General features: G+C 61.9%; 22 protein-coding genes and 1 pseudogene. 9 read left to right on the top strand and 14 right to left on the bottom strand.

Translation table 11 applies throughout. The features are described from left to right. Positions 1-295: 295 nt before the first annotated feature. Together SAZ10_RS01780 and SAZ10_RS01775 are read right to left on the bottom strand one after the other, a co-directional pair. Complete coding sequence (locus SAZ10_RS01780; protein WP_318607439.1) at positions 296-436, bottom strand: hypothetical protein; 141 nt, start codon at positions 434-436, stop codon at positions 296-298. A gap of 339 nt (positions 437-775) precedes the next feature. After that, complete coding sequence (locus SAZ10_RS01775; protein WP_318607438.1) at positions 776-961, bottom strand: hypothetical protein; 186 nt, start codon at positions 959-961, stop codon at positions 776-778. A 207-nt stretch (positions 962-1,168) separates the two neighbouring features. Here SAZ10_RS01775 and SAZ10_RS01770 point away from each other — a divergent pair, with 207 nt between their 5' ends. Next, complete coding sequence (locus tag SAZ10_RS01770) at positions 1,169-2,068, top strand: LysR substrate-binding domain-containing protein (RefSeq protein ID WP_318607437.1); 900 nt, start codon at positions 1,169-1,171, stop codon at positions 2,066-2,068. A 110-nt stretch (positions 2,069-2,178) separates the two neighbouring features. Here SAZ10_RS01770 and SAZ10_RS01765 read toward each other — a convergent pair whose 3' ends face one another. The 8 genes from SAZ10_RS01765 to SAZ10_RS01730 all read right to left on the bottom strand — a co-directional run bounded on the left by SAZ10_RS01765 (position 2,179) and on the right by SAZ10_RS01730 (position 9,654). Then, a complete protein-coding gene (locus tag SAZ10_RS01765) occupies positions 2,179-3,186 on the bottom strand; it encodes an alpha/beta hydrolase (RefSeq protein ID WP_318607436.1) in 1,008 nt (335 codons plus the stop codon). A 97-nt stretch (positions 3,187-3,283) separates the two neighbouring features. After that, the gene (locus SAZ10_RS01760; RefSeq protein ID WP_318607435.1) at positions 3,284-3,430 is read right to left on the bottom strand and encodes a hypothetical protein; all 147 of its coding nucleotides are present in this window, start codon (positions 3,428-3,430) and stop codon (positions 3,284-3,286) included. A gap of 162 nt (positions 3,431-3,592) precedes the next feature. After that, the gene (locus tag SAZ10_RS01755) at positions 3,593-5,650 is read right to left on the bottom strand and encodes an ASKHA domain-containing protein (protein WP_318607771.1); all 2,058 of its coding nucleotides are present in this window, start codon (positions 5,648-5,650) and stop codon (positions 3,593-3,595) included. 53 nt (positions 5,651-5,703) lie between these two features. Continuing rightward, a complete protein-coding gene (locus tag SAZ10_RS01750; RefSeq protein WP_318607434.1) occupies positions 5,704-6,690 on the bottom strand; it encodes a methyltetrahydrofolate cobalamin methyltransferase in 987 nt (328 codons plus the stop codon). 73 nt (positions 6,691-6,763) lie between these two features. After that, positions 6,764-7,864: a methylenetetrahydrofolate reductase gene (locus SAZ10_RS01745; RefSeq protein WP_412535139.1), complete on the bottom strand. Its 1,101-nt coding sequence runs from the start codon at positions 7,862-7,864 to the stop codon at positions 6,764-6,766. Further along, positions 7,861-8,445, bottom strand: a complete 585-nt coding sequence (locus tag SAZ10_RS01740) for a methylenetetrahydrofolate reductase C-terminal domain-containing protein (protein ID WP_318607433.1) — start codon at positions 8,443-8,445, stop codon at positions 7,861-7,863. Before SAZ10_RS01740 ends, SAZ10_RS01745 begins: the two co-directional genes overlap by 4 nt. Continuing rightward, the gene (locus SAZ10_RS01735; protein ID WP_318607432.1) at positions 8,438-8,740 is read right to left on the bottom strand and encodes a virulence factor; all 303 of its coding nucleotides are present in this window, start codon (positions 8,738-8,740) and stop codon (positions 8,438-8,440) included. The genes SAZ10_RS01740 and SAZ10_RS01735 overlap by 8 nt, the downstream gene beginning before the upstream one ends. A 332-nt stretch (positions 8,741-9,072) precedes the next feature. Continuing rightward, positions 9,073-9,654: a DUF4893 domain-containing protein gene (locus SAZ10_RS01730; RefSeq protein ID WP_318607431.1), complete on the bottom strand. Its 582-nt coding sequence runs from the start codon at positions 9,652-9,654 to the stop codon at positions 9,073-9,075. 99 nt (positions 9,655-9,753) lie between these two features. Between SAZ10_RS01730 and SAZ10_RS01725 the strand changes: the two are divergent. Beyond that, positions 9,754-10,035 (top strand): annotated as a pseudogene (locus tag SAZ10_RS01725) (NAD-dependent epimerase/dehydratase family protein); the annotation flags it as partial. A gap of 154 nt (positions 10,036-10,189) precedes the next feature. Then, entirely contained in the window at positions 10,190-10,675 is a 486-nt protein-coding gene (locus SAZ10_RS01720; protein ID WP_318607430.1) for a hypothetical protein, read from the top strand. Between the two features lie 23 nt (positions 10,676-10,698). On the opposite strand, the gene SAZ10_RS01715 is transcribed toward SAZ10_RS01720, so the two are convergent. Both SAZ10_RS01715 and SAZ10_RS01710 read right to left on the bottom strand, forming a co-directional pair. After that, the gene (locus SAZ10_RS01715; protein WP_318607429.1) at positions 10,699-11,595 is read right to left on the bottom strand and encodes a ketopantoate reductase family protein; all 897 of its coding nucleotides are present in this window, start codon (positions 11,593-11,595) and stop codon (positions 10,699-10,701) included. A 120-nt stretch (positions 11,596-11,715) separates the two neighbouring features. Beyond that, the gene (locus SAZ10_RS01710) at positions 11,716-12,345 is read right to left on the bottom strand and encodes a DUF1638 domain-containing protein (protein ID WP_318607428.1); all 630 of its coding nucleotides are present in this window, start codon (positions 12,343-12,345) and stop codon (positions 11,716-11,718) included. Between the two features lie 70 nt (positions 12,346-12,415). On the opposite strand from SAZ10_RS01710, the gene SAZ10_RS01705 reads away from it, so the two are divergent. Further along, positions 12,416-12,571 carry an entericidin gene (locus SAZ10_RS01705; protein WP_318607427.1) on the top strand — a complete coding sequence of 52 codons (156 nt, stop codon included), beginning with the start codon at positions 12,416-12,418 and terminating at the stop codon, positions 12,569-12,571. A gap of 41 nt (positions 12,572-12,612) precedes the next feature. On the opposite strand, the gene SAZ10_RS01700 is transcribed toward SAZ10_RS01705, so the two are convergent. After that, complete coding sequence (locus SAZ10_RS01700) at positions 12,613-13,311, bottom strand: B12-binding domain-containing protein (protein ID WP_318607426.1); 699 nt, start codon at positions 13,309-13,311, stop codon at positions 12,613-12,615. 341 nt (positions 13,312-13,652) lie between these two features. On the opposite strand from SAZ10_RS01700, the gene SAZ10_RS01695 reads away from it, so the two are divergent. From SAZ10_RS01695 to SAZ10_RS01680, 4 genes are all read left to right on the top strand, one after another. Then, a complete protein-coding gene (locus tag SAZ10_RS01695) occupies positions 13,653-15,227 on the top strand; it encodes a trimethylamine methyltransferase family protein (RefSeq protein ID WP_412535138.1) in 1,575 nt (524 codons plus the stop codon). Positions 15,228-15,316: 89 nt separating this feature from the next. Further along, on the top strand, positions 15,317-15,991 hold the full coding sequence (locus SAZ10_RS01690; RefSeq protein ID WP_318607769.1) for a hypothetical protein: 675 nt from the start codon (positions 15,317-15,319) through the stop codon (positions 15,989-15,991). Positions 15,992-16,099: 108 nt separating this feature from the next. Then, positions 16,100-16,825 carry a dienelactone hydrolase family protein gene (locus tag SAZ10_RS01685; protein WP_318607424.1) on the top strand — a complete coding sequence of 242 codons (726 nt, stop codon included), beginning with the start codon at positions 16,100-16,102 and terminating at the stop codon, positions 16,823-16,825. A gap of 159 nt (positions 16,826-16,984) precedes the next feature. Beyond that, entirely contained in the window at positions 16,985-17,392 is a 408-nt protein-coding gene (locus SAZ10_RS01680) for a hypothetical protein (RefSeq protein WP_318607423.1), read from the top strand. Between the two features lie 82 nt (positions 17,393-17,474). On the opposite strand, the gene SAZ10_RS01675 is transcribed toward SAZ10_RS01680, so the two are convergent. Further along, positions 17,475-17,849, bottom strand: coding sequence for a hypothetical protein (locus tag SAZ10_RS01675; RefSeq protein WP_318607422.1), 375 nt, complete (start codon positions 17,847-17,849; stop codon positions 17,475-17,477). A gap of 184 nt (positions 17,850-18,033) precedes the next feature. Between SAZ10_RS01675 and SAZ10_RS01670 the strand changes: the two genes are divergently transcribed. Continuing rightward, entirely contained in the window at positions 18,034-18,603 is a 570-nt protein-coding gene (locus tag SAZ10_RS01670; protein WP_318607421.1) for an RNA polymerase sigma factor, read from the top strand. The last annotated feature ends 2 nt before the right edge of the window (positions 18,604-18,605 follow it).

The raw sequence follows: 18,605 nt of genomic DNA, 5'->3' as shown, positions 1-18,605 counted from the left end.
CCGGCGCCATGCTTCACGACACTGCCACGAGATCGGCAGCATCCTGGCCTGGCGATGCTCACGCGGCTGCGTATCCGGAGTATGGCGACGGTGTCGCGGGACCGGTTACAATCCCGAGTCATTTGTCACAGGAGTGGGTTGAGAGGCACCCTAGGGTGCGCCGCCTGATCCGAACCTGAGCTCGACGGAAAGGATGCTTGCTGTTGCCAAGGCAAAGAAAAACCGCCGCCCGGGGTTGATACGGACAGCGGTTCAATTCCTACCCGGGGAGTGGCGGGCAGCTTCTACTTTGAGCTCACATCACGATGCCGCCGAGGCGCGAGGCTGCGATCGCCCCGGTCTGGCCGGGCATCGTCTTGCCGAGGCGCTGACGCTCAAGGGCAGTGATCAGGTTGGATTCGCGGCGTGGCGCGAAAAGGCGCGAAAAAAATTTCATAACACATCTCCATGCAGTCGAGCCACACGGGATGCCTTCGCTTGATGGAGTGGGGCAGGCCGTTGGTGATGCGGATATATGCAGTGTTGCTTTTATTTTGAGCGCGAAAAGCGAACGGGTTCATTCGAAAAGCGACATGCCAGCCGTCAAATTTACGACCTGATATCCGATTTGTCGAATAATTAGAGTTAGTTAACTCTCGCGAGGCGCCGCTATGCGTCTTGCTCAGGAGCGTCATGCGTCGCCTGCATAGCTCCGGTCCCTCAGTCTGGGATCGACGGGTGCCTGCCGGTCAGTGGTCTTTGCAGAGCCGGCAGGCGCTATCCAGCTTCATCGTCATTACTTTCCGCCTGCCCATGAGCCGATGGAAAAGTTCGGGCTGCGACGGCTCTCATGCACATCCGGCCAGCCAATATCCTTCTGAAGCTCGATTGGCAGGGCGTTGATCGACCGCTCCGTCAGGTAGCGGGCGCGGGCCTCGCTATATTCATGAGCGAGGCGGCTGATCGTCGACAGTATCGACATGGCACTTTCCTTTCTCAGGTTATGACAGGCGCTTAAACTCTTCATTTGCAGGCTTTTTTTGCTTTCGACTGCGGTCGCGATTCAGGCTTGAATTGATGCTGACCCTGGTGTGCCGCCTTCGATGCACTTGACTATGGGGAAGAAAAGGCATTCAATCAAACGAAATCAAATGATCGTCTTGATCAAGGAAATTGAAGCGAGAGACTGATGACTGCCCCGCTCAATCACCCCATGCCCCTGCTCGAGCTCGATGTGCTGCGCACATTCGTGGCCATCGCCGAGACCGGCAGCTTCACGACCGCTGCAAATGCCGTTTTCCGAACGCCCTCGGCAGTTTCGATGCAAATCAAGAAGCTCGAGGAAATTCTCGGGCGCGCCGTCTTCTCGCGCGACGCCCGGTCGGTCTCGCTGACGACCGACGGCGAGATACTGCTCGGCTATGCGCGGCGCATGCTTGCGATGAACCGTGAAGCGGTTTCGAAATTCATAGTGCCGGATATCGTCGGCCTGGTGCGTCTCGGCTCGCCGGATGATTATGGGGAGCGCGTGCTGCCGCATGTGCTCAAGCGCTTCGCGCAGTCTCATCCCTCGATCGCGGTCGACGTGGTGATCGACGATAGCGGTAATCTGCGCCGCCGCCTCGACGAGCGTACGCTCGATATCACCCTCATCACCAATTCGTTCAAGGCGAGCATGGCCGGCGCCGAGGTGCTGCTGACCGAGCCGATCGTCTGGGCCGGCGCCAAGGGCGGCTCAGCGCATCTGCGTGATCCGCTGCCGATCTCGCTTTGGGAAGAGGGCTGCGCCTGGCGCGCCAGCGCTCTCGATGCGCTCGGCAAGCAGGGCCGCAACTACCGCGTCGCTTATATGAGCGCCCACACGGCAGGCCAGCGCTCGGCGATCACTGCCGACCTCGCGGTGGCGCCGATGCCGAAGTCCTTCATCGCCAGCGATCTGGTGGAGCTTACCGAAAAGGACGGCATGCCAGAAATGGGTACCTACAGCCTTGCAATGCTGGTTACACCCGAGGCTGCCGCGCCGGTCAAGGCCGTCGCCGACCATATCCGCGCTGCGTTCGAGCTGTTCCGCGAGACTGGTAAGTTCTAGAGCAGCCGACCGAAAAGTGCGTAACGGTTTTCGGTCGAATCCAACGCTTAAACAGAGCGATAGAGCGGCGTGCCAGTTCAGTTTGAATGCACGCAGCTCTGGAATGACGGTCAGATTGGCCAGGGAAGCGAAGCCAGCAGAACCCGCGAGCCGTTCCGGAGCGCAGCGACGAAGGAACCGGCAAACTCGGCGGCAGGCCGGGGCACGGCGTCATTGCCCTTGCCGTCGACTTCACGCAAGAACGTGACAATTCGATCGCGGGCGCGAAGCGCCTCGGGCATGGCGATAAGGGGCCAGACATGAATCATGCCTGGCTCGGCGACCAGCTCAACGTCAACGCCGGCCTCGCGTGCCTTCGTCACGTAAACCAGGCAGTCGGGATGCAAGATGTCGCGCGTGCCGGTGAGCAGAAGCGTTTTCGGCACCACAGAGAGGTCGCCATATAGCGGACTGATGCGCCAATCGGTCCGCTCGATTCCGGGCGCATAGAGGCGGATCGCTTCCAGGCCGCCGGGAATAGCAAGCCAGGGATCGAACTTTGCGAATTCGAAGATTTCCGGATTGGCGAGCGACATGTCGAGACCCGGCGAGATCAGCACATGCGCGGCGGGCGAGGGGAGGCCTTCTTCGGCCGCGAGCATCGTCATCACCACCGCCATGTTGCCGCCGGCCGAGTCGCCGACGAAGGCGACGTCGGAAGCCGGCATGTCGTTCAGCAGCCCGCGATAGACCTGCATCGTCATGCCGAACACGGCGTGGAAGTCATGCTCCGGCGCCAAAGGATAGACCGGCACGGTTACAGCGACGCCGAGCCGTTCGGCAAGCTCGCCGATGAGCCTCCAGTGATAACGGCTGATCTGGAAGACATAGGCGCCGCCATGCAGATAGAGCAGTCTCAGGCGGCTCCTGACCTGCTTTGGACGGACCTCATGGACCGGGAAGCCATCGACTTCGCGGGTCGACACATCAAACCGGACGGAAAACGATAGGGGCGGCAAATCGCTTTCGCGCTGCCGCGCCCAGTTGATCCATTCATGCAGACCTTCGGCGCTGGTGAAAGCGGTTCTGTGCCAGTGTCCGACGATGAAGGCGATGAAATGACTTTTCAGGCTCGGCATTCACATGAATCTCCGGCGCGGCCCGCGCCTCAACTCACTGCCCCCTCAACACATCAAATGGGTATCGCCCTCGCCAAGTCAAACTGGCGTAAATTGGCTATTCGTACCGACGGTTCGGCCCGGTCCAGCCGATGTCCTTCTTCAGCTCGTCCGGAAGCGCATCGAGCAGAACCAGCGTCCGCCGATGCCGATACTCCTTAAGTCTGGTAATGGCGAATTTTTTCAAATCGTGCACGAAAGACATCTGCGCCTCCATAAGTGCTGCGGGCATCCGAGACGTGCGGATGCTGCGAAGGCGCTCGAAATAGGTGAGGTTTGTTTCCGTGCAATCACGCGCAGGGCATGCAAATGTTTCAGAAGGAAACATTTGCATGCAAACAAAGTTCGGGCCGAAATTCGCCCCGCTTCAGCTTCTGGCGCGCCTTGCCGCGCGTTCCTCACGGGAGCGGCGGCGAGGGCTGGCCTCTCCAGGAGTCGCGCCCGCGTCATCGGCCTTGCGCGGTGGCAGGGGCACGGCTGCGGCGAGCTTCGGGAAGGGATCGACCTTGTTCGGCAATGCCATCGCGTTGACGAATAGCTGCTGGAAATGCGGCTCGAGCGCGGTCTCGATCTTCTCGATCTTCCTTACCGTCTGCTCGATTTCGCGGCGGTGATCACGGTTGAGCAGAGCCATCAGCGCGCCGGTGCCCGCAGCGTTGCCGACTGCCTTCACTTCCGACAGGTCGCAGTCTGGGATGAGGCCCAGCACCATCGCATATTTCGGATCGATGAAGGAGCCGAATGCGCCGGCGAAGCGGATCGTGTGGACATGATCGATGCCCTGCTTCTCCATGAGCAGCTTCACCCCGGCATAGAGCGCAGCCTTGGCGAGCTGGATCGCTCGCACATCGTTCTGCGTCACCGTGATGCGCGGTTCGCCGTCGCGCAACAGATAGGAGAAGGTACGGCCGTTCTGAACGATGCGCGGCGAGCGCTCCGCGAGCGAGCCGTCGACGACACCGTCTTCGGAGATGATGCCGCTGAGATACATCTCCGCCACGACCTCGATGATGGCCGAGCCGCAAATACCGGTAACGCCGGTCAACTTGGCCGCCTCTTCGAAGCCGGGCTCATCGGACCATTTATCGACGCCGATCACGCGGTATTTCGGCTCGAGCGTGACCGGATCGATGCGGACGCGCTCGATCGCGCCAGGCGCCGCTCGCTGGCCCGAGGAGATTTCGGCTCCCTCGAACGCCGGGCCGGTCGGCGAGGATGCGGCCACGACGCGCTCCTTGTTGCCGAGCACGATCTCCGCGTTGGTGCCGACGTCGACCAGAAGCATCATGCGGTCCTGGCGGTGGGGACCTTCCGAAAGCGTGGCGCCAGCGGCATCCGCGCCGACATGGCCGGCGATGCAAGGCAGCATGTAAAGCCGGGCGCCGCGGCTCACTTCGATCCCGATCTCATGCGCCCAGAACTGCAGCGCGCCTGACACGGCAAGCGCAAAGGGCGCCTGGCCGAGCTCCGTCGGGTCGATGCCGAGGAAGAGGTGATGCATGATCGGGTTGCAGACGAAGACGCTGTCGAAAATGTCCTCGCGGTTGACGTTCCCTTCCGCGCAGACCTTGCCGATCAATTCGTTGACGGCTTCGCGCACGGCCTTGGTCATGGCCTCGCGCCCATCCGGATTCATCATCACGTAGGAGACGCGGCTCATCAGATCCTCGCCGAACCGGATCTGCGGGTTCGCCGCGCCCGACGATGCCGCAATACGGCCCGACAGCAGTGACACGAGATGCATTGCGATCGTGGTGGAGCCGATGTCGCAGGCAATGCCGTAGGCTTCGTTCTTGAGGCCGGGATACAGTGCCACGATGAAGGGGCGCGCCGATTCCGTGTCGCGATGCACGACGGCGGTCACGCCCCATTTGCCTTCACTCACTTCCGGCTGATCGGGCAGCCTGGTGCGCAGAATCTTCTGGATCTGAGGGATAAGATGAGGGACAACCAGAAGATCCTTCCAGCCCCACTCCTTCTCCAAAGCGGCCTTGAGCCGGTCGAGGTCGCCGAGCGGCTTGTGCATGTCGGGTTCTTCGACCTCAACATAGCAAAGCTGCACTGCCGGGTTACGCTCGATGACACGGTCGGTAGCGGCCTTGCGGACAACCTGGGCGTTGATGACGGTATCCTGCGGGACGTCGATGACGAGGTCGCCCTGCACGGTCGCGGAGCAGGAGAGGCGGCGGCCTTCCGGCAGGCCGCGCACCCGCTCGTAGCGGTCCTCCTTCGGACCCTTGACGGAGATGTGGTCGAGCGAAGAGACGATCTTGTGCTTGGCGAAATTGCCTTCCTGGACGGAAACCTGGCAGCGCCCGCAGGTTGCGCGACCGCCGCACACGCTCTCGACATAGACGCCGAGCGAGCGCGCTGCGTCGAGCACCGGCGTGCCGATCGGAAAACGCCCTCGTTTGCCGGAGGGCATGAAGAGGACAAGCGGGTCCTTTATGTCATGCGGAGCGTTCACAACCTTATCGCCTATCCGCGCGCCGCCAGCCTGGCTTCCCGTCCGCCGCGACGGCGACCATTGGCCGGTGCGGCAGCGGTAGAAGCCTCGCCATTGTTGGCGGCGACCGGCGCCGCGGCGGCATTGCCGCCCTCCGCGGGCTTATAATCCTTGTAAGTCCTGATCCAGGTCATGCAGTCCTTGTCGGTGCCGGCCAGGACGTTGGCGCCGCGTACGGCTTCCATCTCCTGTGGGCGGCAGGGATTCATTATCGCGCTGGTCATGCCGGCGCCGATCACCATCGGAATAAAGGCCGCGTTGATGCCATGGCGGTGCGGCAGGCCGAACGAAATATTCGAGAGGCCGCAAGTGGTGTTGACCTTCAGCTCTTCGCGCAGGCGTCTCAGCAGCGCAAAGACCTGCCTGCCGGCATCGCCCAGGGCACCGATCGGCATCACCAGCGGATCGACGACTACGTCATGCGGCTTGATGCCATGGTCCATGGCGCGTTCAACGATCTTCTTGGCAACGGCGAAGCGCACATCCGGATCCATCGAGATGCCGGTTTCGTCATTGGAGATCGCGACCACGGGGACGTCATACTTCTTGACCAGCGGCAGGATCGCTTCGAGCTTCTCCTCCTCGCCGGTGACCGAATTCACCAGCGGCCGGCCCTTGGCGACTTTGAGGCCGGCCTCGATTGCCGCAGTCACGGAGGAATCGATCGAGAGCGGCAGGTCGACCAGCCCCTGCACGATCTCGAGGGTCTGCACGAGCAGGCCGGGCTCCGTTGCGTTGGGGTCGACGGCTGTCACGCCTGCATTCACGTCGAGCATGGTCGCGCCTGCTGCCGCCTGCTCCAGCGCGTCCTTCTTGACCGTCTCGAAGTTGCCTTCGATCATCTCGGCGGCCAGCTTCTTGCGGCCGGTCGGATTGATGCGTTCACCGATCACGCAGAAGGGCTGATCGAAGCCAATGACGATTTCCCTGGTCGCCGAAGCGACGATCGTGCGGGTCATTCCGTTCTCCGTAGGATATAAAGATTTCTTTATATCGTTATCTCTGTTGTTTCAACCGGCTTGGAAAGCGCGTTCAATGCGCCGTCTTCACCATCTCGCTCTGGGCTTCAGTGATATCGTCGTGCAGTAGATGCTCGAGCCGGTCCGCTACCAGCTGGTCGTCCCGCCTTGCCTCGCGCTTCCAAGGCTGTCGGCCCTTGAGCACGCCCGATTCATCGACGATCTCGGCGACATATTCCTCCTGGCGATAGGCCATCACATGGATGCCCGAGACACCGGAGATCTCCTTTACTTCGTTGATAATGTCGATGCAGAGCTTCTTGCCTTCCTTCTTCTGATCTTCAGCGCCTTCCAGCCGCTTGATGACGGCATCGGGAATGTGCACGCCCGGCACGTTGGTGCGCATCCAGCGCGCGGTCCTGGCCGAAGCGAGGGGGCCGACGCCACACAGGATGAACACCTTGTCGGTAAGGCCCAGGTCGCGGGCCCGCTGCATGAAGGTGCGAAACATCGGCACGTCGAAGCAATACTGGCTTTGCACGAACTGCGCGCCCGCCGCGATCTTCTTTCCGAGGTGGACCGGCCGGAAATCGAATGGCGGTGCGAAAGGGTTGATCGCCGCGCCCAGGAAAACCTCCGGCGGCGTGGTGAGCTTGCGGCCCGAGAGGAACTTCCCGTTATCGCGCATGACGCGGATTGTCTCGAGCAGCGAACTGGAATCGAGATCGAAGACCGGCTTGGCGCCCGGCTGGTCGCCGGCCTGTACACCGTCTCCGGTGAGGCACAGGATGTTGGCCACCCCCATTGCCGCGGCGCCCAGCACGTCGCCCTGTATCGCGATGCGGTTCTTGTCGCGGCACGCAATCTGCATGATCGGGGCATAGCCCATGCGCGTCAGCAACGCACAGATGCCGACCGACGACATGTGGCAGTTGGCGCCGGACGCGTCGACCGCGTTGATGCCGTCGACCCAGCCGTCGAAGACGCGGGCGCGGTCGTAGACGTCCTCGGGATTGGCGCTGTCCGGAGGGTTGAGCTCGGCCGTCACTGCGAACTCGCCGCGGCGCAGCACGCGCTCCAATCGGCCGCGCGAGGAATGGCCGGGTAGCGGTTCGAGCGGCAAGTGAATGCCGGCCGGGTTCTCGTCGCGCTGGCGTGGCCGTATCTCGTTCATGCCGGCTCTCCGGTCTTGGCCTTCTCTCGTTCGGCGGCGGCGAGCGCGGTCACCCGCAGCCATGCAGAGGTCTCCCTCAAAGATTGGTCGACCGGCTTCTGCACGTTAAGGATCGCATCGCCCTTGACCATGTTGCGCGAGCCTTCCCAGGCCTTCACCCACACGCAAGGCATGTCGGGCTCGACCTCGCAATTGCCGTTGGCGCGCACGCCGCCGCACGGGCCGTTGCGGAGCTGCTTCGGGCAGTTCATTGGGCAGGACATGCCGGTCGAGGAAAGGACGCACTGGCCGCACATACGGCAGTCGAACATGAAGCCCTTGACCCGCTTCTCGACAAACTTCACCGGCCCTTCCACACGCGCATAGCCGATGCTTCTCCAGAGTGGGTGGAGCAGCAGGAACATGTCGGCGAAGCGACCGTAAACCCATTCGAGGAAGCGGGAATGGCGCACCGACCATAGGCGCACCGTGTAGCGGCGCTGAACGCGGCGCTGGGGCGAGACATCCGCCGGCTTGTAGTCGCTCTTCGGCGCTGCCTTTCTGACCAAGGTCGCCTGGGTCACCGCCTGATGCTCAGCCATTTTCCTTGCCGCCTGCCTTCACGAGAGCGACGAGCCGCTCCTTCGGGTAACGCGAGTCAATATCCTGCAATGCCTTCTCGGCTTCGGCTTCGAGTTCATCGCCGACCGGCACGGGATCCGCCTTGCGCCATTCGGCGAGATACGCGTCGGTCTCGCCGGCGCCGGTGCGCATTGCGCACATGTCGATCGCCTCGGTGAAGCGCAGCGGCAGCTCGCGCTTGGCGTTCTGCCGGCCCTTCCGGACGATGACCTGCGCGGGAATATCGCGCCAGTAGACGATAATGAGATCGGCCATGTGCCCAAGCGCCTCGTTGACCATTGGAGCATTGCCGGAACGGCCGGAAAGCCGCTTGTTGGGAGGCGACGCGGGTACCATCAAAAGCGACGCGCAAGTATGTCGCAAAAAGGAAAATGAAGGGCGTCGACCGGGCGGAGCGATCTGATTGCAGTGGCGCGATGACCTAAATCATCCAGCCGCGCACGGCATGTGCTGCCAGATCCGCCGCGCCGACGACAAAACAATGATAGCGGCAATCGCTGCAATGCACGGCCTTATCCGAAATGTCAGCGGCCTCATGCCTCGCCGACCTTCAGCTCGTGACCATTCTTGGATCGGAACAGGCAGCACTACCGCCGGAACTCGAGAATATCGAACTTCGATTCATAGTGCGGGGCAGGGAATTCGATGCGGAATTCCTTTGCGCCCGTGCGGAAGGCAAAACCGAACTGGTCGCTCTCTGGGCCGCTGCCATAAGGCGCAGGGTTCTCACCGGCGACAAAGGACGACCCGAGATAGTCGAGCCGCTTGTCGCCGTCGCTGTAGAAGCGGCCTTTGGTGCGCTGGGAGCCGGTCATCTTCTCCAGCATCCATCCCGAGCCGTCATCGGTCACCTTGCATTTGAACCAATCATAAACCACGAGCGGAACGGGGCCGCCGGCCTTGATGGTGCGGCACTCCCACTTGCCGGTCATATCGAAATCAGACCAGGATTGCGGTTCCTTGCCTATGACGGCATCGAGGACGGCGAGGTCGCCCGCTAAAGCGCCGGCCTTGGCTTCTTCGATCGCTTGCGCGCGCGTCGCCTCATAGTTCTCCATGCGCACGCGGTCGGCCGCGGTAATGATCTCGTCGAACTCGCCATCAGCGAGGGCCGGCAGGCCATTCGCGGACAACAGAAGCAATGCGGAGAGGAGTGTGCGCAGGCGCATGGTCGACCTTGAAGCGAAGTAAGACGTCAGATCTAGATACTTTCGGAGCTTGATATCAAGTTAAGCAAGCTTCGAAATCACGGCATTGGGTGAAGTTGAATGCGAATCCTGCTTACCGGCGCATCGGGCTGGCTCGGCCAGACACTGGCTCCGCGATTGCGCGCGCTCGGCCATGTTGTGGTCGGCCTCGATCCGGTCGGCTCCGAGCGGACACAGCTGGTCGGCTCGGTTGCCGATCGCGACCTCGTGCGCCGCGCCATCATGGAAAACGAGATAGAGGCGATCGTTCATAGCGGCGCGCTGCACAAGCCGGATATTGAACGCCGTCGACGCGAGGATTTCATCGAAGTCAACGTCCGCGGTACTTTCAATCTGCTGGAGGAGGCGGCGGCAAACGGCGTCAGCCGTTTCGTGTTCACGTCGACGACCTCCCTGATGATCTCGCAGACGATCCGCGACGGGTGCTGCGGGCGGCGCTGCACGGGCGACGTGGCTCACGGAGGACATCGTTCCCGAGCCGCGCAACATCTACGGCGTGACCAAGCTGTCGGCAGAGCATCTATGCCGTCTCTACAATCTGCAATTCGGCCTGCCCGTGATCATTCTGCGTACGGCGCGCTTCTTCCCCGAAGAAGACGACATGGCGCATTCGATCGAGCAGTCGGACGAGAACACCAAAGCCAACGAGTTCCTTTTCCGTCGCCTCACCGTCGAGGATGCCGCCGAGGCCCATGCGATCGCGCTTGAGAAAGCACCGGAGGTGGGTTTCGATACGTTCATGGTTTCGGCGCCGACACCCTTCTCTGCGGCCGACTGCGATGAGCTGATCGTCGATGCGCCGAGGGTGGTTGCCCGCTATTTCCCGGACTATCCGCGCCTCTATGCGCGAAAAGGCTGGTCCATGTTCCGCTCGATAGACCGCGTCTACGATCCGGCGCGTATCAGCGAGAGATTGGGTTTCGTCTGCCGCACGGGGTTTGCCGAGGTGCTTGCGGAACTGGCGGCGGAAGAGGCCCGTTGAAATGCCGTGTTGCCGCCGGAAATTCACTGCTTCGTCTTTTCCTCCACCAGCTTGACCATGGTGTAGAGCGCCTGGTTCGCCGGCGTGGGGATGCCGAGATCCTTGCCCTTCCGGACCACAAATCCGTTCAGGAAATCGATCTCGCTTTTCTTGCCCCGGGCAACATCCTGTGCTGTCGACGAATACTGGTCAGGCATTGTGCTGGCGAGAGCCAGCACGGAGTCCAGGATGTTCTGGGGAATGGTGATGCCGGACCCGCGAGCAACGGACAGGCACTCCCCGACAATGTCAGCCATGACCGCCTTGACGCCGTCGACTTCGATCAGCCGCCCGTAGGGAAGCTGGGAGACAGCGGAGAGGGCATTATAGGCGCAGTTCACGATCAATTTGCTCCAGAGCGCGCCTGCGACGTTTTCGGACACGGTCGTAGGAATACCGGCGGCTGTGAAAGACGCGGCAATGGCTGCGCTCTTTGACGCTAGGCCGATTTCCAGTTCGCCCCGGCCATGATGTTTGACATGACCCGGCCCGGTCATCTCGGTAGCAACATAGACGGCAGCCGGAACAACAGCCCTTTCGATTGAGGCTTCAAGGCGCTCCGCATTATCCACCCCGTTCTGGAGGCTGAGAATGACGGCGCTCTCCTTGAGGTAGCCCACGATTTCCCGACCCGCCGTTTCGGTATCGCCGGACTTGACGCAGAACAGCACCAGCTCTGCGTCGGCAACCCCGGATGGCTCGGTGGTTGCCCGCATCGGAACATATTCCTCAAACCTGCCCGTTTCGAGAAACAAGCCCCGATCGGTTACGGCATCGACATGCTGCTGTCTGCCGATCAGTGTGACTGGATGCCCCGCCCGTGCCAGCATGGCGCCGTAATAGCAGCCGACTGCGCCCGCTCCCATAACCGCAACATTCATGACTTCTGCCTCCGAGGGATGTCAGCAAATGCTGGCCAATCCTGAATGAATACGCTCCGGCAGCGCACGGCGGCACAGCGACTGTTCTTAGCCTTGCGCAATCTCACCCTGACGTCGAAGCTAGCTGGACCTGGCAGCGGCATCGACCAATACGCCGGTAAGATCGCCGTAGCCGGTGAAGCGACGTTCATAGACAAGGCCGAGTAGCCTGGCTGCGTTCTCGGCGACGCGTTCCAGTTCCGGATCGTCGGTCTGCGCCAGATAGATCAGCTTCTCGTAATTGCCGAAGAAATCCTTGATGAGCTCAGGGTGCCGGTCGAGCCCGAGCGGCTTCATGAAGAAGGCGTCGAATTGACGACACAGGAAATCGGTCATGTAGAAGGACGTCATATCGGCATCGCCCACTACATCGAAGACAGCTTGTCCTTGATAGAAGGCGAAGCAATGCGGGCCGGCGACGCGCTCCACCCCATGTTTTTCCAAAACTCGGTTAAGCATTCCGCCTGTACCGCAATCAGCATAGCCGGCAAAGATCTGGCGGTAGCCCTTTTCCTTCGCCTCTACGATCGCGGCATCCATCGCAGGAGCAATACGGTCGGGGTAGTAGTGGAACTCGGCGGGCAGGCAGGTGAGCTCCAGATGGTCGAGCCCATTCAGTTCCTTAACTGCAAGCACCTCGCGCGCAATCATACCGCAGGCAATCACCAGCAGCCGCTCGGAAACAGGTATCGTGTTCTTGGAGCGAGTCATGGAACCAGTTCGAACAAATCACGTTCTTTTCGGCATCTACTCCAGTTATTCTAACGAGGGAGCCAGATCCATGGTACTCAGGCAAGTTACGACAATTGCTGTCGTTCTCGGCATCTTGGCGGTCGCCGGTTGCGCCAATACAATTCGCGGCATCGGGCAAGACACGGCAAACACCGTCAGTGCGACCCAACATGCCGGCAAAAGAGTAGCCCACGCCGCACAGTAGCCAGGAACCTCCGGCGGCTCCCGGCAAGCGACGTCCGAGCCTCAGGCCGATGCGCGGACGTTGTGCTTACGCTTGATAAATTCCTTCGCAGTCTCGACGGCTACTGCCGCGTCACGGCAGTAGGCGTCAGCACCCACGGCCTTGCCGAACTCCTCGTTTAGCGGCGCGCCGCCAACCAGCACGATGAGATCGTCGCGAATGCCCTTTTCCTTCATGGTGTCGATGACGACCTTCATGTAGGGCATGGTGGTGGTCAGCAGCGCCGACATGCCGAGGATGTCGGGCTTATGCTCCTCGATCGCCGCCAGATACTTCTCGACCGGGTTGTTGATGCCGAGGTCGACCACGTCGAAGCCGGCGCCTTCCATCATCATGCCGACCAGGTTCTTGCCGATGTCGTGGATGTCGCCCTTCACGGTGCCGATCACCAACTTGCCCTGCTTGGGGGCTCCGGTCTCTGCAAGCAGCGGCCTCAGAATAAACATGCCGGCCTTCATCGCATTGGCCGACAGCAGGACCTCAGGCACGAACAGAATGCCGTCGCGGAAGTCTTCGCCGACGATACGCATGCCCTCGACGAGCGCCTCGGTCAGTACCTCGTAAGGCGCCCAGCCGCGCCCGAGGAGGATATTCGTGCCTTCCTCGATCTCTTCCTTCAGCCCGTCATAGAGGTCGTCATGCATCTGCTGGACGAGCTCGTCGTCGGAAAGTTCGGAGAGGATGATCTCGTCGTCAGACATCGGCAAACCCTTGCATGCATCATGTCGATACCCGCCAATACCTAGGGGCTGGCAAAAATAAAAGCCATTGCCAATTGCGACCTAGGTGACATGGAAAGCGACGGGGGCGCGTGCCATCGCAGCTGGCTGGCCGCGAAGTCAGAAAATAGCTTGCCTTTTTGAACACGCAGTAGTCTTCAGCATCTGCTTCCGTCGGGGCTGCAGGAGGCCTCACGCCGCCTTGTCGATTTTGCGACAGGCATTGGCGCTCGCGGGCCGTTTTGCCTAGCCTCACGGACTACGATTTCGCGACCTGCCGCCGAAAGGGGCGGCGACGAGTTTATTCTACAGGGATGGCAGCTATGGGCGAAAACGTCGCGGTCGACGCGGAACCGACGGGTGGCAGGCGCGGTCGTGGTGAGCGCGGCGGAGCGGCTGCACGACGTGCGGCACGCTCGGGCGGCGGTCCCGGGCAGCAGCTCACTTATATTCGCCGCAAGGTGAAGGTCTACGAAGTGCTCGACGACGAGGGCCTTGCCCTGATCGAGAAGAATGCCGACACCGTGCTCGAGGAAGTCGGGATAATCTTTCGCGACGATCCGGAAGCACTGCAGCTCTGGAAGAGCGCGGGCGCGGACGTGAAGGGGGAGCGCGTCCATTTCCCACGCGGCCTGCCGCGCTCGCTGCTCAAGACGGCACCGAAGGTGTTCACCCAGCACGCGCGCAATCCGGAGCGCTCGGTCGAGATCGGCGGCGATGCAACCGTCTTTGCGCCGGTCTATGGACCGCCCTTCGTGCGCGACCTCGATGGCAAGAGGCGCTACGCCACGATCGAGGATTTCCGCAATTTCGTGAAGCTTTCCTATATGGCGCCGTCGATGCACCATTCGGGCGGAACGGTTTGCGAGCCGGTCGACGTGCCGGTCAACAAGCGCCACCTCGACATGATCTATGCGCACCTGCGCTACTCCGACAAGCCATTCATGGGCTCGGTGACGGCGCCCGAGCGGGCCGAGGACACGGTTGCGATGGCCAAGATCGTGTTCGGCGACGAGTTCGTCGAGAACAACACGGTGACTACCAGCCTGATCAACGCCAACTCACCGATGGTGTTCGACGAGACCATGCTCGGCGCGCTCAAGGTCTATGCGCGCCACAACCAGGCGACGATCGTGACGCCCTTCATCCTCGCCGGCGCGATGAGCCCGGTGACGGTTGCCGGCACGCTGACGCAAATCCTTGCCGAAGTGCTGGCCGGCGCGGCTCTCACACAGCTCGTGAGACCTGGCGCGCCGGTGCTGTTCGGCACATTCGCCTCGTCGATTTCCATGCAGTCGGGCGCACCGACCTTCGGCACGCCGGAGCCATCGCTGGTCTCCTACGGCGCGGCGCAGCTTGCTCGTCGGCTCGGCTTGCCGTTCCGCACCGGCGGGTCGCTCTGCGCCTCCAAGATCGCCGATGCGCAGGCAGCCTATGAGAGCGCCAATACGCTCAACTCGACGCTTCTGGCCGGCACGAATTTTGTGCTCCACGCAGCCGGCTGGCTCGAAGGCGGGCTGGTCTCGGGCTACGAGAAGTTCATGATGGATGTCGACCAGCTCGGCATGGCCCAAAGATTCGCCGAAGGCATCGATCTGTCCGAGAACGGCCAGGCGATGGATGCGATCCGCCAGGTCGGGCCGGGCAGCCATTATCTCGGCTGCGACCACACGCAGGCGAATTTCCAGACCGCCTTCTACCGCTCGACGATTGCCGACAACAATTCCTACGAGCAGTGGCTGGCCGAAGGCGAAAAGACTGCCGCCCAGCGCGCCAACGAGCTGGCGCGGCGGTGGCTCGAAAGCTACGAGGCGCCGGCGATCGATCCCGGTATCGACGAAGGGCTCAAGGATTTCGTGGCCAAGAAGAAGGCGTCCATGCCTGACGCCTTCACTTGAAGGGAGCCCGATTCAGGCCGGGCTAAAGTGGCCAACATCATCCACAAGGAAGTCTGGCGGAGTGCCTTCTCCGAACCGGACAAGAGATGATGTTGTCGCCCGAAGCGATCGCAAGCGATCTTTTCATTCATGGATTGATACTGCGCGGCGGCTTTGCCTTCGGTGCTGACGAGAAGGCACCGCCAGGGCCGTCAGGCGGGCCGGCGAAATCCGTGCTGCTTGTCGGTCAGGCCGGTGCTGCCCCGTGGCCGCATTTCCTGGAGTGGCGCGCAAGCCGGCAAGGCGGACGCGAGAATCCGCTCGACAGCTGGGCACGTCAGGTGATCGGCGCAGTTGCCGAAAAATCCGGAGCGAGGGCCGTCTCGCCCTCCGACCGGCCCTATCTGCCGTTCCAGCAATGGGCGATGCGAGCCGAAGGCTTGAGGCCGTCGCCGCTTGGGATCCTGATGCATCCCGAATATGGGCTCTGGCATGCCTATCGCGGCGCGCTCCTATTCGACATCGAGCTGGCGATCGAACCGTCTCGCGGAAGGACGCACCTTTGCGATCTATGCGAGGGGAAGCCTTGCCTGAAATCCTGTCCGGTCAATGCATATTCCGAGGCGGGCTTCGCCCATCAGGATTGCCTGACGCATGTCCGCGGTGCGCTCGGCGGAGCGTGCCGTGAGCGCGGTTGCCTCGATCGCAACGCCTGCCCCTTCGGGACCGATTATCGCTATCCCGCAGATGAGCAGGCGTTCCACATGGCGGCATTCGCGCGTTAGGCCGGATTTTCGGGCGCGACTTCACGCCGATGTGTAGCATAAGAGCCTTGTCCGCTTGCACCGAATGCCTCCTATGGTAGCGGCCCTGAGGCAGCATGGAGTGGCACGATGAAGCAGGATCTCGATATCCGCACCCAGGATGGCGTTGCGAGGGCGGGACTATTTCGGGCTGAGGGGGGCGCCTCCAATGCCGGTGTCATTCTCTATATGGATGCGTTCGGCCCAAGGCCCGCGCTCTTTCAGATGGCGGAGCGCATTGCAGGGCAGGGCTATGCCGTGCTCGTTCCGGATCTCTTCTATCGCAACGGCCCTTATGCGTTTGATGCCAAGACCGCCTTCAGCAACGAGAAGACACGTGCGGAGCTGATGGAACTGATCGGCTCGACGAGCCAGGAGATGACCAAGCGCGACACCGCCGGTTTTCTTGATGCGCTTGCGGAGGCGGGCGTAGGACCAGTCGGAACGGTTGGCTACTGCATGGGTGGAGCGCGGTCGCTCAATGCGGCGGCAACCTATCCCGATCGCATCGTTGCCGCGGCGAGCTTCCACGGCGGCAACCTGGCGGGCGATGCGCCGGATAGCCCGCACTGGCAGGCAGCCAAGATCAAGGCCAAGGTCTATGTCGGAACCGCCGGCGTCGACCGCAGCTTCCCGCCGGATCAATCCGCCAAGCTCGCGGAGGCACTGCGGACAGCCGAAGTCGACCATATCATCGAGAATTATGTCGGCATGCAGCACGGCTGGTGCGTGCCGGATCACGGCGTTTTCGATTTCGCGGGTGCCGAGCGCCATTGGCGGCGGCTCACGACGTTCTTTTCCGAAACGCTCGGCTGATTGCGATCGGCCCAATTCCTTCGAGCGAAGCTGCTCACCTTACCTCAATTGACGTCCAAACCGGTCGGTTTGGAGCAAATGACAATAGCATCGGGAACGATAGCTGGTATGATGCCGTTGGAGGGGTGTTGCTGCGGGGGCTTGTCATAGGAGCTTCGCATGAAACACCAGAAGATCGACGAACTCGGCGGCGTCGCCGAAATCGTACCCTTCGCAACCCGCAGAATGAGCCGCCGTGAACGGCTCGAGCGCTGGGCCGACCTGCTTGACAGGAACCCCGGCAAGCTCAACGCGCTTACTCGCATCGAGTATCTCCCGCTCGCGGAGCGCCTGGAGGCACGGGCCGACAATTCGCCGCTGGAGGTCGCCTACAAGGACCCTGTTCTTCGCGAAGAGGGGCTGGCGGGCGATCGTCTCGGAGACGCGATGGCGTTCTTCGAGCTCTCCGGTCGCGATGCGCATCGGCTATTCTGCGATTGCCACTACTACGGCAGCATGACCGGAGCTGGCCTGGCACAGCGGCTGCGCCGCATTGCTCAGGGCGGTCTCCGCGCCTGGTTTGCCTGACGCACAGGCGCCGCCGGCTCGCAATGGTGGCCGGCGGCGCTGTCTGATCTGAATGCCGTAGCGCGCTCCCAGGCGCTCGCCGCTATTGCTTAGCGACGTGCCAGACGCCGCCTTTGCCTTCGCCCTTCATGTCGCCGGGCGCCTTGTCGTCTGCGTAAGTGTAGAGCGGATGGCCCTCATAGGCCCACATCTTGGTGCCGTCCTTGCGATTGACGACAGTCCACTGGCCCGTGGCCTTGGCATCCGCGCCGGCGGCTAGCGGCGGCCACGCTTTCGCGCATTTGTCGTCGCAGCTGGACTCGCCTTTCTTGTCCTTGTCGAAAGTGTAAAGGGTCATGCCCTTCTCATCGGTCCAGACCTTGCCGCTCTTGCCCTGCACAAGTTTCGCGGGCTCCATCGTGTAAGCTGCCGCCGCCGTCGCGAGCAGCGCGGCTAATCCAATAGCTATCGATTTCATGAGCGTGTCTCCCATTGGCCGGGCGCGTCGGCGTCTGCCATACCGCCATAGGAACGCTGGGCGGCGCCAAATATTCCACGAACAGGTTTCGTTTCATATGCATTTGCTGCCCTCAGCCCCGCCCTTTGAAAATTTTCTTTGCGCTTACCCAAGGAAGGCCGCAAAGCGTTCGTCTCACACGCAAATGACGGTGATGGTGCTGGAGACAGAGGCAACTTCCGATCTGGCGCTGGCCGGGCGGGCGCGCGAGGGGGATCGCGAGGCCTTCGGCCGTCTGGTCGAAAGGCACTACGACTTCATCCATCGAGTCGCCTGGCGCTGGGCCGGCAACCGAGCCGACGCCGAGGACATCGCGCAGGAGGTCTGCGTGAGGCTCGGCAAGGCGATCCGCTCATACCGGGGTGGCAGCGCCTTCACGACCTGGCTCTACGCCATGACGCTAAACGCCGCGCGTGACCTGAAGCGCAAGTCCGCACGGGAGAGCGCGAAGATGGAGGCGTTCGGCATTCACGCGCTGGTATCGGGCGGCGAGGCCCATGAGCCTTTGGCCGACGATCCGGTCGAGGAGCTGTGGGCGGCAGTCAGGACCCTTCCCGACAAGCAGCGGGAAGCCGTGCTGCTCGTCTATGGCGAAGGCCTGAGCCATGCGGACGCAGCCGACGTGATGGGTTCGGCAGAAGCCACTGTCTCCTGGCACGTCCATGAAGCCAAGAAGCGGCTGAAGCGGATGATCGCTTCGGCCGGGGAAGTCTGACC

The sequence above is a fragment of the Mesorhizobium sp. BAC0120 genome, from assembly GCF_033542235.1.
In the GTDB taxonomy this organism is placed as follows: domain Bacteria; phylum Pseudomonadota; class Alphaproteobacteria; order Rhizobiales; family Rhizobiaceae; genus JAWRCU01.
The sequence above is the reverse complement of the archived record's forward strand: the minus strand, read 5'-3'. Positions and strand labels throughout refer to the sequence as shown.